This window comes from Paraferrimonas haliotis (assembly GCF_002282895.1).
Lineage (GTDB): Bacteria > Pseudomonadota > Gammaproteobacteria > Enterobacterales > Shewanellaceae > Paraferrimonas > Paraferrimonas haliotis.
Genome location: NZ_NRRB01000001.1, coordinates 459,356 through 473,254 on the forward strand (window position 1 = coordinate 459,356; position 13,899 = coordinate 473,254).

Below are 13,899 nucleotides of genomic sequence, written 5' to 3' on the forward strand. Positions count from 1 at the left end.
AGTGGATGGGACTGGAAAGGAGTGGATGGAAGTGTATATGAAACGCATTAAACGGATTGAGGTAGGCGTGTCAGCTATCGTAACCAGCGCAGCGCTAATTATAACGCTGTTGAGTATGGTAGGCTGCTCATCGGAATCGCAGCCCGAATCATCGGCTGACTCACAACTGCAAGGCGGCGATAGTGTTACAGAGCAAGCCATACCAAGCTTGCCTGAGCAGCCGTTTAATTACGCTGTAATTGAGCTGCCTCAGCATTACCGAGTGAATACCTTTGCCGCTGGGGCGCAATTGCAGCGGGCAGCCATTGAGCTTGATAACACACCGGTTGATAATCCGATAACGGATCACGGAGCTACTTTAGGTCGAGTGTTGTTTTATGATCGCCGCTTAAGTGCTAATGGCAGCATCGCTTGTGCCTCTTGTCATCAAAGTGATCATGGTTTTTCCGATGCTAACCGTTTAAGTGAAGGCTTTGACGGCGAAGATACCCGCCGTCACTCTATGGGCCTTGCCAATGCGGTGTTTTATCAGTCCGGTAAATTTTTCTGGGACGAGCGAGCAGAAACGCTAGAAGCGCAGGTACTGATGCCGTTTCAAGATCCGGTAGAAATGGGCTTGTCGCTGGAAGAACTCAATCAACGAGTCATGGCCCAGAGTTACTATGGGCCGCTTTTTGAACGTGCGTTTGGAGATGCACAGGTTACGTCTGAGCGAATTGCCAAGGCGTTGGCGCAGTTTATTCGCGCCATGGTGAGCATCAGTGCGAAATACGATCAAGCGCGCGTAGAAGTGGATAACGCGGCGCAAGACTTTCCTGGGTTTACCGCTCAGGAAAACTTAGGCAAACGCTTATTCTTTTTGCCGCGGCAACTGGCCGATGGTCAAAGCACCAACTGCGCCGGTTGCCACATCAGTGAAGCCTTTGTGGGCGCCGCATCAATGCCACTTCGAGGCACTACCAGCGCTACCAACAATGGTCTAGATATTGATAGCAGTGTCGATCATGGTGTGTTCGAGAGCAGTGGTAATACTAACGATCAAGGCAAGTTTAAAGTGCCTTCGTTAAAAAATGTCGGCGTAACACCGCCTTATATGCACGATGGGCGTTTTGCGACGCTCGAGGAGGTGGTGGAGCATTACAGCACCGCCATACAGCCTCACCCTAATTTGTCCCCGATTTTACGAGCAGCCAATGGTGAGCCTGTGCGTTTTAACTTCACTGACGCAGAGAAAGCCGCGCTGGTGGCGTTTTTACACACCTTAACCGACTACGACATGATGGCGGATGAAAAATTCAGTGACCCATTTCAATAATATCGCAATAAAAAAGGGAAGCTTAGTAAGCTTCCCTTTGTGTTTGCCTTCGCGGTTGACTCTCACTTATTTGGGCGATTGTATTAGCGCCAAAGTTAGCGCGGCTTATTCGCCTTGGTCAATCTCGGCTTTGTTCATCAGATACTGAGTCAAAATTGGCACTGGGCGGCCGGTAGAACCTTTGTTCTTACCTGAGTTCCACGCAGTACCTGCGCAGTCAATGTGAGCCCATTGATATTTCTTGGCAAAGCGAGACAAGAAACAAGCCGCGGTAATGGTGCCAGCAGGGCGGCCGCCAATGTTTTGCATGTCAGCAAATGGGCTTTCAATTTGCTCTTGATACTCGTCCCACAACGGCAAGCGCCAAGCGCGGTCACCGGATTGCTCGCCGGCGTTTAAGAGCTCGTGGGCCAATGGATTATGGTTCGACAGTAGGCCACTGGCGTGTTTGCCCAGAGCAATCACACAGGCACCGGTTAAGGTGGCGGTATCCACCACGGTTTCTGGGTCAAAGCGCTCAACGTAGGTCAGCACGTCACACAGCACCATACGACCTTCAGCATCGGTATTCAGCACTTCAACCGTTTGGCCACTCATGGTGGTAATGATATCGCCCGGGCGATAGGCTTTGCCATCGGGCATATTCTCACAACCGGCAAGAATGGCGATAACGTTAATCGGTAGATTAAGCTCAACCACAGACTTCATCATGCCAATGACACCGGCAGCACCGCCCATGTCGTATTTCATTTCGTCCATGCCTTCGCCAGGCTTGAGTGAAATACCGCCTGAGTCAAAGGTAAGCCCTTTGCCGATAATAACGATAGGTCGGGCACTGGCATCTGGCGCGCCTTGGTAGTTCATTACCGTCATAATTGACTCGTTTTCTGAGCCTCGACCAACCGCTAAGTAGGACTGCATGTCCAGCTCGGCCATTTGCTCTTCGCCCAACGTGGTAACGGTAAGGGCATCGCAGTTTTCACCCAACTGGCGTGCTTGAGAAGCTAGGTAGGCTGGATTACAAATGTTTGGCGGCATGTTGGCCACATCACGACACAGCTTCATGCCTTCTGAAATGGCTAAGCCATGATTAATGGCGCGCTCGCCCACGGGTAATTCACGACGGGTGGACACGTTAAACACCATTTTACGCAATGGACGGCGGGTTTCGCCTTTTTTGCTTTTTAGGGTGTCGAAGGTGTACAAGGTATCGGCGGTGGTTTCTACCGCTTGGCGAACCTTCCAGTAAGTGTCACGACCTTTCACATGCAGTTCGCTTAAAAAGCAAACGGCTTCCATGGAGCCTGTCTCGTTTAAGGTGTTAATGGTTTTGGCGATGATTTGTTTGTATTGGCGCTCATCGAGCTCACGCTCTTTACCGCAACCTACGAGCAATACCCGCTCGCTTAATACATTGGGCACATGGTGAAGCAGTAACATTTGCCCCGGTTTGCCTTCAAGGTCGCCGCGACGTAAAAGGTTGCTGATATAGCCTTCACTGATTTTATCCAGTTGTTCAGCTATGCCAGATAAACGACGGGGTTCATAAACACCGACAACAATACAGGCAGAACGTTGTTTTTCTGGACTACCGCTCTTAACATTAAACTCCATGAGCACTCCTAGATAGTTAAAGACATCGACTGTTTATTGTTAGATAATGTCGGTTTACGACGCAATTTTCAGTTTAATGCCCTTAGACTCTGTTGTTACTATCGTTTGTATGATTCTTCGGATGTGAGTCCGAACTGGGTGACGTTTAAGATAGAAAACTATCGAAAGTAGTTAGTTTACATAAAAGATAGGCTGTTTCCAGCAAAAAACAAAGTTAAGTGGTCGGATAAAGTAGTGATCCTATTTAGATACTTGATAAAAGAGGTTTTGAAAGCGCAAGCAGCGGTGCTGTTTGTGCTGCTTACCATATTTATAAGCCAAAACTTTGTGCGAGTTTTGGCCGATGCCTCTGAGGGACAATTTCCTGCAGGGCTTGTGGCCACCATCATGGCATTAAACCTCCCTTGGTTATCGGCGCTCATTGTGCCCTTGAGCTTGTTTTTAGGCGTACTGTTGGCTCATGGTCGCATGTACGCAGAAAGCGAAATGACGGTGATGCATGCGGTGGGCGTATCGGAGTGGTACGTTGCCCGGGTGACCTTGTTGTTAGCGGTCTTTAATATGGTTATTGCTGGAGCCTTGTCGCTGTACATTGCGCCGTGGGCACAAGAAAAAGAAGCGCAAATCCTCGAAAAAGCACGCTCAGAAGCGGGCTTAGCCGCCTTAGTGCAAGGGCGTTTTCAACAAGCGGCAAACGGCCAAGCGGTTATTTTCGTTGAAAAATTGGATAAAAACGCCACCTTAGAGCGGGTGTTTGTGGCGCATTTACCGAAAGACGTGGCTGAAGGTGAAGAGCCAGAAGCGCCGTCTGTGGTGGTGGCTAATAGCGGTCAAATCATCGAAGATCGCAGCGGCGGTCAACGCTTAAAATTAGATGATGGTGTTCGTTATCAAGGCGGCGTTGGCCGAGTGGATTACCAAATCACCGAATTTGGTGATTATCAAATGCAGATAAAAGAGCAAGCCGCTGAAGAGCGCCGTAGGCGTTTATCGGCCTTGCCTCTTAATGAGTTGCGGGCCATGGATACTGCTGAGGCCAATGCCGAGTTTCATTGGCGACTGGCAATACCTTTGGCGTTGCCGATTATGGTGCTGATGGCGGTGCCCTTGTCGCGCGTAAACACCCGTCAGGGAAAATTTGCCAAAATTGGCCCGGCCATCCTCTTGTATTTAGGTTACTTTGGTATGTTAGTGGCGGGACGACGTTCCCTCGAAGACGGCGTGTTACCTGAGCAATTGGGATTGTGGTGGGTACACCTATTTGGTTTGATAATTGCCATTATTATGATTGCCAAAGAACGCCCCATAGGGCTTAAGTTTATGGGGTTACTCAGTGGTCGATTGAATCGAGATGGTAAGCAGGAAGCACAGTCATGATGAAAATTCTCGATTGGTACATTGCTCGCATTCTGGTGTCCACCTCGGCCCTGACCTTGCTGATTTTAACCGGTTTGTCCGGCATCATTAAATGGGTCGACCAATTGCGTATGGTGGGGCGCGGCACCTACGATATGAGCGACGCCCTTATTTATGTGCTTTATCTTATTCCTCGTGACATCGAGATGTTTTTTCCAATGGCGGTGTTACTGGGTGCCTTAATTGGCTTAGGCATGATGGCGCAAAGCTCAGAGCTGGTGGTAATGCAAGCATCTGGCTGGTCGCGCTTAGACATCATTAAATCCGTTATGAAAACCGCCATTCCTTTGATGCTTCTGGTGATGGCCATCGGCGAGTGGGTAGCCCCAGTTAGTGAGCAAACCGGACGGCAACTGCAAGCCCACAAGGTGTCTGGCGGTAAAATGTTTAAAGGCAAGCGCAGTACTTGGGCTAAAGACGGTGATTTGTTTGTAAACATTGCCGAGGTGGAAAAAGCCACCTTACTGAAAGGCATTACTCAGTATCAATTTGACGATAATCAGCACCTTATCGCGGTGATTTCGGCAGCGAAAGCCGACTTTAGCGACGGCATTTGGAAAATGCACGACGTCACAGTGACACGCTTAACCGACACCAAAGTCACCCTTAATCACAACGAAACTCAGAATTGGCAGTCGACCCTTACCCCAGATAAATTGAGTGTGGTATCGGTTAAGCCTGAAGCGCTTTCTATTAAAGGGCTGGTGGGCTATTTAGATTACTTAAAAGTGAATAAGCAAGACCCAAGTCGCTACGAATTAGCGCTCTGGCGCAAACTGATGCAGCCGTTTACGGTGGCGGTAATGATGCTGATGGCCTTGTCGTTTGTGTTCAGCCCCATTCGAACTTCCACCATGGGGGCACGAGTGCTCATTGGCGTAGTGGCCGGTTTCACTTATTACGTGTCCAGCGAAGTGCTTGGCACGGTGAGCTTGGTTTATCAGCTACCGGCGGCGGTTGGAGCGATTACGCCGAGCGTGTTATTTGTCGGCGTTGCTATGTGGCTGCTACGGCGCTAGCGGGCCTTGGCTTTTTCGATTACCGTTAACCAAGATTGTCCCCAACGCGCTTTCGAGCACGCCATTTGAACCGTTTGCAACCCCTTGATGGCAAGGTTTTGTGCATCTTTTGGCGTCTCAAATAAATGGGCTAAGGCGGTTTCAAAATTGTCAGCGCTGGGTACCAGCATTTTGCCGTTAAAGTTATCCACCACTATGTTTGACAGTCCGCCGACATTCGAGCACACCACGCAGCACCCTGCCGCCATGGCTTCGATGAGCGCCAGCGAAGTACCTTCCGAGCCGAGTGTTGGCACAATAGCGATGTGATGCTGTTGATGAACATCAAAGCTTTGCTGCGGCTCATAGGTCGTAAAGCTTACCCGCGAGTTTGACGCAAACAGCTGTTGCAATTGCGGCAATTGAGGGCCATTTCCTGCCAGCGTAAGTTCAATGTTTGGGTAGCGCGCTAGCAGTCTATGAAGCGCCGGCGCTACGTCGCCTACGCCGCGATAATCTACGAATCGTCGAGCAATAATTACTTTAAGAGGGTTGGTTTTTGCCCACTTTTTCTCAAAGGCCGCTTCGGTTATGGCCTGGTCATAATAGTTGTAAATGACCTCAACCTCGCCAGACAAATTAGCCCAGGTGCGATGCCAGTTAACGAAGTTATGATCAACGCATATTAAGGTATCGGCCTGCTGTGCTTTGTTTAAATAGCTTAAGCTGCGTTTAATGGCGTTAAAGTACTGCCACATCTTAATCGAAGCGCGGTGGGGTTTGTCCCAAGACACACCATGTTGGATAGCAATGGTGGCTATGCCTTTGACCGGTATTGCATAGGAGTCGCTGGCAAAGATAATAATATCACCGGCGCTTGCTAGGGCTTTGGCCTGTTTTACCAGTGCGTATTTTCTAAGATTTCCCCTTAGCCAGCGGCTGTGAACACCGATGACTTGATAACCGTCTTTTTCAAACTCAAAGTCTTCCTTGGCCGATTGTATAAAGCACACTTGATAAGCTTGCTCAGTTAATACTTGAGCCAGATCTAAAATGTACTTTTCAATGCCACCAAAGCCAACTAAATGGCCGTTTTTATCAAACAAATTGCGCTGGATAATGAACACTTTGCTCATGGTAGTTGGTCCTGCAAAATGGCAACAATGCGTTGACACGCCTTGCCATCGCCGTAGGGGTTTTCTATGGCCTTTTGCGCTGACGCGGTGTCAGCTAATGCTTGACCCACTTGAGTGACAATGGTTTGTGTATGAGTACCAACCAGAGAAACGGTACCAGCTTCAATGGCTTCCGGACGTTCGGTTTTATCGCGTAACACGAATACCGGCTTATTAAGCGAGGGCGCTTCCTCTTGAATACCGCCGGAGTCGGTCAATATTACCGCCGCTGAATCCATCAAAGCCACGAAATCGGCGTAGTCTAACGGCTTAATCAGCTTGATGTTGGCATGCTCAGTTAATGACTCTTGAGTGATTTTGGTGATGTTAGGGTTAGGGTGCACCGGAAACACCACTAAGGTGTTTGGGAGCTCACTGATTTCGATGAGAGCTTGGCAAATGCTGGCAAAAGGCGCACCAAAGTTCTCTCGTCGGTGACAGGTTACTAATACCACACGCTTTTGTCGGCTTAACTGAATAAGCGCTTGGGTCGATTCACTGATTAAGTCGGAACGACTATTAACCGTTTTTACCGTTTGTAAAAGGGCGTCAATTACTGTGTTACCGGTAACGAATATGCGCTTGGAATCTACGCCTTCTCTGGTGAGGTTGTCTGCCGCCGTTTGCGTCGGGGCAAAATGAAATTGCGCCAAGGCACCCGTTAGCTTTCTGTTGGCCTCTTCGGGGAACGGGCTGTAGATATCGTGAGTTCGTAATCCCGCTTCAACGTGACCAACCGCCACTTGCTTATAATAGGCCGCCAGTGAGGCCGCAAAACAGGTGGTGGTGTCGCCGTGCACCAGCACGACCTGAGGCTGGCATTGGTCGATAACCTCGCTGACTCCGTCTAGCACTTGCGACGTAATCCATTGCAGTGTTTGGCCCGGTTTCATTAGGTTTAAGTCGTAATCTGGAGTGATGTTGAATATGGATAACACCTGATCCAGCATTTCACGGTGCTGTCCGGTAACGCAAACGCGAACGTCGACGCCTTGGGTGTTGTTCAGCTGATTAACCAAAGGGCACATTTTAATGGCTTCGGGTCGGGTGCCAAAAACAACTAATACTTTCATCAATTAAACCCCGTTCCAGTTCTTGAGCTGGTTAGCTTGCATGGATAACACCACCACTTCGGTTTCACTTAGGGTGTCTTGCAAAGCGCGTTTGTCTTTATTGAGCAAAATAAATAGGTTACCTAAACCAAGCAGTGAGGCGAAAAAGCGGGTAATGGCTCTTGGTAAACTGATGCACTGGCCGTTAACGTGCTGCACTTTTAAGCGCCATGCACGCATGCCCAAAGTTTGCCCACCTCGGCTCCAAAACCACACATAAAACCCAACCACCCAAAATGCTATCCAGGCTTGATAAAGGTTGCTGAGCCAAGCTTGCTCACTAATGGCGGCAGCTAAATCGCCCTCGCCAACATCGATAACGCCTACGCTAGACAAAACAGCGGCGATAGCAAAGCCGATGGCACCGGCAAACATATAAACCGCAACTGCTATTAGAAAGTCGTAGATGATGGCGCCGAAGCGGCGCATGAAAGATGCTCGAGGAAAATTCGCGTGTTCGAAATTGCTCATTATGGGTTAATTTTTATGACAGCTTGAGAATGTGGCTAAGTTTAACAGAAACCGAGATGGAGCGGGAAATTTAGCGCATTTACACAGGGTAGTGCTGAAAAAATAATGAATGGCACATTTTTTATCCGATCAGCTCAATTGCTACTTGCTAATCCGAAGCCAGTGGATATAATGCTCCCCATTGTTTTTGCAGTGTCCTGCAGTAAACATTGCCGGTGTGGTGAAATTGGTATACACGACGGATTCAAAATCCGTTGCCTTCGGGCGTGGCGGTTCAAGTCCGCCCACCGGTACCATATTAAAACAGAAAAGCCTCGACTAACGTCGGGGCTTTTTTGTATCTAAATGCCGACAACCGCTCAGAAGCGCGACGGCACTTCTAAGCGATATAAGACTTAGGCGAAAACCTGTTGCAGTGCAGGCACCACTTGCTTCTTACGGCTTAATACGCCGTCAAGCCATACTCGGCCATCAACGCTGGCTTTGTCGTACGCTTTGGCGGTAAGCTCTGCGTCGTCAGAAACCACCAACAGCTCAGAGCCTTCTTTCATAATGTCGGTGAGCAGCAAAATAACGCTGTGGCGATTGCCTTCTGCTTTGAGGGCGGCAATGTCTGCTTCGAGGTCGCTCTTAATGGCGTCAAATACCGACAGGTCAATCACTTCGAGCTGGCCAATGCCCACTAAATTGCCGTTCATATCGAAATCTTTAAAGTCGCGCAGTACCAGATCGCGGGCTGGGGTGCCGTCGACCGCAGATTTCACTTTAAACATGTCCATGCCCAGCGCTTTGAAATCTTCAATGCCGGCGATTTCTGCTAAGGCTTCAACACAGCGAATATCAGCGGTGGTGCAGGTGGGTGACTTAAAGATAACGGTATCGCTTAAAATGGCACACATCATGATGCCAGCAATGTTGGCTGGGATTTCCACTTGATAGAAATCGTACATCATTTTAATAACGGTATTACTGCACCCTACTGGGCGGATCCAGCATTCCAGCGGGGTAGAGGTGGTTAAGTCACCTAATTTGTGGTGATCGACGATGCCAACAATGGTGGCTTGAGCAATGTCATCCGGCGCTTGGGTGACTTCAGAGTGATCCACAATATAGACTTGCTCACCGGCGTAGCTTTCTTTCAGCGCCGGAGCTTCAAAGCCGAACTTGTTTAAAATAAAATCCGTTTCAGGCGATAACTCACCTAAACGAGTGGCCACCGCAGCTTCGCCAATTTGGTTTTTCAGGTAAGCCAGTGCAATGGCACCGCAAATGGAATCGGAATCTGGGATCTTGTGACCCACAACGTACATTGTCATTGAATATGCTCCTTTAAATTTGCAGCGATTCTACCAAGAAATTGGAAACGAACCAAACCGACGCTGCTAACGCTCCCAATACGGCTTGTCACCAAAATACTCCATTAAGAAGTCGATGAACAAACGGCTTTTTTGAGGAAGGTAGCGGGTGGCCGGATAGACAACATAAGCACCAAACTGATTCAAGCGATAGTTAGGCAAAAGTACGCTTAAGCGACCATCGTTAATGGCTTGCCAAGCAATAAAGCGCGGCAACAAGGTGATGCCATGCCCTGCAATGGCCATTTGCGCCAAGACATCACCATTATTGGCAATGACATGGGGTGTTAAGTTTGGCGTGTGAACCACGCCGGCGCTATCGGTCAGGGTTATCGAAGTGGATGCCTGTTGGCTGTATTTTAGCAATCGATGCTGACTCAGTTCGTCCGGCGTTATGGGTGCGCCATGCTCTGATACATAGTCGGGACTTACACACAAGACGTGGCTAATTTGAGTAATTCGCTTGGCCTGCAACGATGAGTCGGCGAGCTCACCTATGCGCAACGCCAGATCAATACCGTCTTCTACAAGGTTCACTTTGGCGTCAGACAGGTCTAGCTCTAATGTTAACTCGGGGTGGCGCTTACAGAACTGGTCGATAACAGGCGTTAAATGGTGCAGGCTAAAAGATAACGGCGCCGATACCCGCAGGTGGCCACTGAGCTTGGATTGAGAGCGCGTCATTTGGGCGTTAAGCTCGGCTACTTCGTCGGTAATTAATTGCGCTTGTTTAAAATAGCGCTGTCCGGCTTCGGTTAAGCTAGAGCTGCGGGTGGTGCGATTAATCAGGGTAACCCCTAAATTTTGCTCAAGCTCCTGCAATCGTTTACTTACCGCTGACTTGGCTAGGTTTAAGCGTTCTGAAGCTTTAGTGATGCTGCCGCTTTCAACAACGGCAATAAACAGCGCCATGTTTTCCAGTTGCCCCATCTTGCCACCTTATTGTTCTCAAATTAAGAATAATGATTTGCCATTCTTGGTGTTTATCAATTTATTGTCAACTAATAGCATGGGTGTATGGTTGATTGAAACGATTAAGTGAGGATCTATGACAACCCTACAACAACAGCCGATAAACGCCCTTCGAGAGGTCACTGAAATCCATTCGGGCATCGCCACATCCGACGGAGATGGCGTAAAGCTCACCCGCATCATTGGCACCACTAAGCTGGATATGCTGGATCCGTTTTTGCTGTTGGATTGTTTTGAAAGCGATGACGCTGCGGATTACATCGGTGGCTTTCCAACTCATCCTCATCGCGGTTTTGAGACCGTCACGTATTTATTAAATGGCAAAATGCGTCATAAAGACAGTGCCGGCCATGAAGGTGTGGTAGAGCCGGGTGGCGTGCAATGGATGACTGCGGGTAAAGGGGTGTTGCATTCTGAAATGCCGGAGCAAGACAACGGGTTGCTAAAAGGCTATCAGTTGTGGGTGAATTTACCTAAGTCCGCAAAAATGATTGAGCCGACGTATCAAGAATATCCGCCTGCAGTAACGCCTTTGGAAACCCGCGCTGATGGCAGCGTGGTGCGAGTGATTGCCGGTAAAACGGATTTGGGCACCCAAGGCCCTATTGTAAACCCATACACCAAACCAACCTTTATGGACGTGTCGCTGGCGAAGCATCAGGAGTTTGAACAAAGGCTACCGCTGCAGCATAACGCGTTTTTGTACGTGATTGACGGTGAAGCGTTAGTGTATGACCACACCGGCAAAACTACCGCCGTTAGCGCGAAACAGGTGGCGCTTCTAAGCCCAGGAGAGCGCTTGTTGGTGAGTGCAACCGATAGTGCGCGCTTTTTATTGCTGGCGGGACAGCCCCTTAATGAGCCGGTGGAGCGAGCAGGCCCGTTTGTCATGAACACCCGCCAAGAGTTGCTGCAAGCGTATCACGATTTTCAGTCTGGACATTTTAATTAATCAGTCAACACTGACTTCAAGAAAAACTTAGCATAGGAGAGAACAACATGGGATTACTCATCGACGGCCAGTGGCATGATACTTGGTATGACACCAAATCCAGCGGTGGTAAGTTTGAACGCAAAGCCTCGAGCTTTAGGAATTGGGTTACTAAAGATGGCAGTGCAGGGCCTTCAGGTAAAGGCGGCTTTAAAGCCGAGGCGAATCGCTATCACCTGTATGTATCGCTGGCGTGTCCGTGGGCGCATCGAGCCATCATTTATCGCAAGCTTAAAGGGCTTGAAGACATGATTTCCATGTCGGTTGTTAATGCTTACATGGCCGAAAATGGCTGGACGTTTGAGCCGGGTGACGGTGTGGTGGCGGACCCCATTCACAACGCTGAATTTATGCATCAAGTGTATACCGCGGCGGATCCAAGCTATACCGGTCGAGTGACGGTGCCGGTACTGTGGGATAAGCACACCAACACCATTGTTAGCAACGAATCCTCCGAAATCATCCGTATGTTTAACCAAGCTTTTGATGAAGTGGGTGCTAAACCGCTGGATTTATATCCGCAGGCGTTGCGTGCTCAAATTGATGAGCTTAATGAGTTTATTTATCCCAACATTAATAACGGCGTTTATCGAGCGGGTTTTGCCACCACCCAAGATGCATATGACGACGCAGTGCAAGATGTGTTTAACGCATTGGATACGCTGGAGCAGCGCTTGTCGAATCAACGCTATTTAACCGGCAATCAAATTACTGAAGCCGACTGGCGCTTGTTCACTACCTTAGTGCGCTTCGACGCCGTGTACGTTGGACACTTTAAATGCAATCTGCGCAGAATAGTGGATTATCCCAATGTCTGGGGCTATTTAAAAGACTTGTATCAAATCAATGGCATTGGCGAGACTGTGGCGATGCAATACATTAAAACCCATTACTACGCCAGCCATGACACCATTAACCCTACGCGGGTGATCCCTGCAGGGCCCGTTATTGATTTTAACGAGCCCCACGGAAGAGGTTAGTGCTAACTGAAGTTAATCATCACAGCTAAAATAATGGTGGCGATGGATAGGGCGGTTAATAGCAGCATAAAACGCCAAATAAACTTAGCCCAAACGAACCAATCGACTTTGCACACACCGAGGCAGCCAATAAGCGCTGCCGAGGTGGGAATAATGATATTGGTGAAACCGTCACCCAGCTGGAAGGCCAACACCGCGATTTGGCGAGGCAAGCCTAAAATGTCCGACAAAGGCGCCATAATTGGCATGGTCAGCGCCGCTTGCCCAGAGCCTGAGGCGATAAAGAAGTTAAACACCGACTGGAACAAATACATGCATACCGCGGATACGGTTTCCGGCAAATCCCCAAGCACATTGCCGGTGTAATAAAGCAAGGTATTAAGCACCGAGGCCTGATCCGCCTGATCTCCGCCGAGAATGATGACAATGCCTTTGGCCATGCCCACAATCATGGCCGCCGGTAACAGCTCCTGAGCGCCTTTTTTAAAAGCATCCGCCACTTGATTGATGGTTAGGCGCTTACTGACAATGGCAATAATGCCCACCACCACGCCTATGGTGAAGAATTGACTGGCCAGCTCGGGTATGTAGTAGCCGCGCGCAATAACGCCCCAAACCACCCAAATAATGCCAAGCAAGAATGCGCTTAACACCACTGCGTCGGTTCGGTTAAATTGAATTTTTTCTAGGGTGCTAACATCGGCGATGGGTGAGCTGTCTGGGCATACAGACAGCTTAGGGTCGCGCTTAATTTTAGCGGCATAGTGCATGGTAAAAATAATGCCCACAGCGGTAAAGAGTACCCACATGATGATTCGAAAGTTCATGCCAGACATGATGGGAATATCAGCAATGCCTTGAGCAATGGCGACGCTGAATGGGTTCATCCACGACGCCGCAAAACCGATTTGAGTGGACACATAGGTGACCAATACGGTGACCACGCCGTCGTAGCCCAGCGCTCGCATCAGTGGCAGTAAGACAATGCAAAAGGCAATGGACTCCTCGCCCATGCCAAAAATGGCGCCCCCAGCTGAAAACAGCAAGAACAATAGCGGAATAAACAGTAATTCCAGCTGTTTGGTTTTATCGATGAGGCTCAAAATGCCATTATCAATGGCTTTGGTTTGCATGATGATGCCAAAGGCACCGCCGGTGAGAATGATGAACATCATCACCCCAATGGCTGAGCCCCACTTGCTTCCCGATACCATGCCCTCAAAGGCGAAGTTTAAAAAGCCAACCCCGCCGTGTTCCGCAAATAATGGCACTCCTTGATAGTCGTTGGCGAACTGAAAACTGCCCGCCACCAATTCTTTTTTGTTGGTATCTGGGTTAAGAGCCACTTCAAAGAAACCCGCCGGCACAAAATGAGTAGCAATAGCGGCGACTAGAACGACAAAAAATAAGATAATAAAGGCATCCGGCATGGCTTTGGCGGATGTTGATGAAGGCATAGACTGTTGGGACATAGGGCGTTTTTGTTGTTTGTTGTGACGG

Annotated in this window: 12 protein-coding genes and 1 tRNA gene; 6 read left to right on the plus strand and 7 right to left on the minus strand. The window is 49.1% G+C overall.

What is annotated here, in order from left to right; genetic code table 11:
* Positions 1 to 37: 37 nt before the first annotated feature.
* Positions 38 to 1,315 (plus strand): cytochrome-c peroxidase, encoded by a 1,278-nt coding sequence (locus CLC91_RS02220; RefSeq protein WP_233132553.1) that lies wholly within the window; start codon positions 38 to 40, stop codon positions 1,313 to 1,315.
* 105 nt (positions 1,316 to 1,420) lie between these two features.
* On the opposite strand, the gene pepA is transcribed toward CLC91_RS02220, so the two are convergent.
* Entirely contained in the window at positions 1,421 to 2,929 is a 1,509-nt protein-coding gene (gene pepA / locus CLC91_RS02225) for a leucyl aminopeptidase (RefSeq protein ID WP_095497321.1), read from the minus strand.
* Positions 2,930 to 3,163: 234 nt separating this feature from the next.
* Between pepA and lptF the strand changes: the two genes are divergently transcribed.
* Positions 3,164 to 4,306: an LPS export ABC transporter permease LptF gene (gene lptF, locus CLC91_RS02230; RefSeq protein WP_095499910.1), complete on the plus strand. Its 1,143-nt coding sequence runs from the start codon at positions 3,164 to 3,166 to the stop codon at positions 4,304 to 4,306.
* Complete coding sequence (gene lptG / locus CLC91_RS02235) at positions 4,306 to 5,364, plus strand: LPS export ABC transporter permease LptG (protein ID WP_095497587.1); 1,059 nt, start codon at positions 4,306 to 4,308, stop codon at positions 5,362 to 5,364. Before lptF ends, lptG begins: the two co-directional genes overlap by 1 nt.
* On the opposite strand, the gene CLC91_RS02240 is transcribed toward lptG, so the two are convergent.
* Genes CLC91_RS02240 through CLC91_RS02250 form a run of 3 tightly spaced genes read right to left on the minus strand, consistent with a single transcriptional unit; the run spans position 5,361 to position 8,101 of the window.
* Positions 5,361 to 6,479, minus strand: coding sequence for a glycosyltransferase family 4 protein (locus CLC91_RS02240; protein WP_095499911.1), 1,119 nt, complete (start codon positions 6,477 to 6,479; stop codon positions 5,361 to 5,363). The two genes, lptG and CLC91_RS02240, sit on opposite strands and share 4 nt — an antisense overlap.
* A complete protein-coding gene (gene wecB / locus CLC91_RS02245) occupies positions 6,476 to 7,591 on the minus strand; it encodes a non-hydrolyzing UDP-N-acetylglucosamine 2-epimerase (RefSeq protein ID WP_095499912.1) in 1,116 nt (371 codons plus the stop codon). Before wecB ends, CLC91_RS02240 begins: the two co-directional genes overlap by 4 nt.
* 3 nt (positions 7,592 to 7,594) lie before the next feature.
* A complete protein-coding gene (locus tag CLC91_RS02250; RefSeq protein WP_095497325.1) occupies positions 7,595 to 8,101 on the minus strand; it encodes an RDD family protein in 507 nt (168 codons plus the stop codon).
* A gap of 211 nt (positions 8,102 to 8,312) precedes the next feature.
* Between CLC91_RS02250 and CLC91_RS02255 the strand changes: the two genes are divergently transcribed.
* Positions 8,313 to 8,397: transfer RNA gene (locus CLC91_RS02255), tRNA-Leu, on the plus strand.
* A 99-nt stretch (positions 8,398 to 8,496) separates the two neighbouring features.
* On the opposite strand, the gene CLC91_RS02260 is transcribed toward CLC91_RS02255, so the two are convergent.
* Both CLC91_RS02260 and CLC91_RS02265 read right to left on the minus strand, forming a co-directional pair.
* On the minus strand, positions 8,497 to 9,417 hold the full coding sequence (locus CLC91_RS02260) for a manganese-dependent inorganic pyrophosphatase (RefSeq protein ID WP_095499913.1): 921 nt from the start codon (positions 9,415 to 9,417) through the stop codon (positions 8,497 to 8,499).
* A gap of 66 nt (positions 9,418 to 9,483) precedes the next feature.
* A complete protein-coding gene (locus CLC91_RS02265; protein ID WP_095499914.1) occupies positions 9,484 to 10,386 on the minus strand; it encodes a LysR family transcriptional regulator in 903 nt (300 codons plus the stop codon).
* 118 nt (positions 10,387 to 10,504) lie between these two features.
* Between CLC91_RS02265 and CLC91_RS02270 the strand changes: the two genes are divergently transcribed.
* Together CLC91_RS02270 and CLC91_RS02275 are read left to right on the plus strand one after the other, a co-directional pair.
* Entirely contained in the window at positions 10,505 to 11,380 is an 876-nt protein-coding gene (locus tag CLC91_RS02270; RefSeq protein ID WP_095499915.1) for a pirin family protein, read from the plus strand.
* Positions 11,381 to 11,427: 47 nt separating this feature from the next.
* Positions 11,428 to 12,399: a glutathione S-transferase family protein gene (locus CLC91_RS02275; protein ID WP_095497329.1), complete on the plus strand. Its 972-nt coding sequence runs from the start codon at positions 11,428 to 11,430 to the stop codon at positions 12,397 to 12,399.
* A gap of 2 nt (positions 12,400 to 12,401) precedes the next feature.
* On the opposite strand, the gene yfcC is transcribed toward CLC91_RS02275, so the two are convergent.
* Entirely contained in the window at positions 12,402 to 13,871 is a 1,470-nt protein-coding gene (gene yfcC, locus CLC91_RS02280; protein ID WP_198950893.1) for a putative basic amino acid antiporter YfcC, read from the minus strand.
* Between the last annotated feature and the right edge of the window lie 28 nt (positions 13,872 to 13,899).

What these genes read in the sequence shown, in the direction of transcription:
- yfcC (WP_198950893.1), bottom strand. Translation starts at nt 13,871, where the DNA reads ATGTCCCAACAGTCTATGCCTTCATCAACATCCGCCAAAGCCATGCCG.
- CLC91_RS02240 (WP_095499911.1), bottom strand. Translation starts at nt 6,479, where the DNA reads ATGAGCAAAGTGTTCATTATCCAGCGCAATTTGTTTGATAAAAACGGC.
- CLC91_RS02220 (WP_233132553.1), top strand. Translation starts at nt 38, where the DNA reads ATGAAACGCATTAAACGGATTGAGGTAGGCGTGTCAGCTATCGTAACC.
- wecB (WP_095499912.1), bottom strand. Translation starts at nt 7,591, where the DNA reads ATGAAAGTATTAGTTGTTTTTGGCACCCGACCCGAAGCCATTAAAATG.
- CLC91_RS02270 (WP_095499915.1), top strand. Translation starts at nt 10,505, where the DNA reads ATGACAACCCTACAACAACAGCCGATAAACGCCCTTCGAGAGGTCACT.
- CLC91_RS02260 (WP_095499913.1), bottom strand. Translation starts at nt 9,417, where the DNA reads ATGACAATGTACGTTGTGGGTCACAAGATCCCAGATTCCGATTCCATT.
- CLC91_RS02250 (WP_095497325.1), bottom strand. Translation starts at nt 8,101, where the DNA reads ATGAGCAATTTCGAACACGCGAATTTTCCTCGAGCATCTTTCATGCGC.
- CLC91_RS02275 (WP_095497329.1), top strand. Translation starts at nt 11,428, where the DNA reads ATGGGATTACTCATCGACGGCCAGTGGCATGATACTTGGTATGACACC.
- pepA (WP_095497321.1), bottom strand. Translation starts at nt 2,929, where the DNA reads ATGGAGTTTAATGTTAAGAGCGGTAGTCCAGAAAAACAACGTTCTGCC.
- lptG (WP_095497587.1), top strand. Translation starts at nt 4,306, where the DNA reads ATGAAAATTCTCGATTGGTACATTGCTCGCATTCTGGTGTCCACCTCG.
- CLC91_RS02265 (WP_095499914.1), bottom strand. Translation starts at nt 10,386, where the DNA reads ATGGGGCAACTGGAAAACATGGCGCTGTTTATTGCCGTTGTTGAAAGC.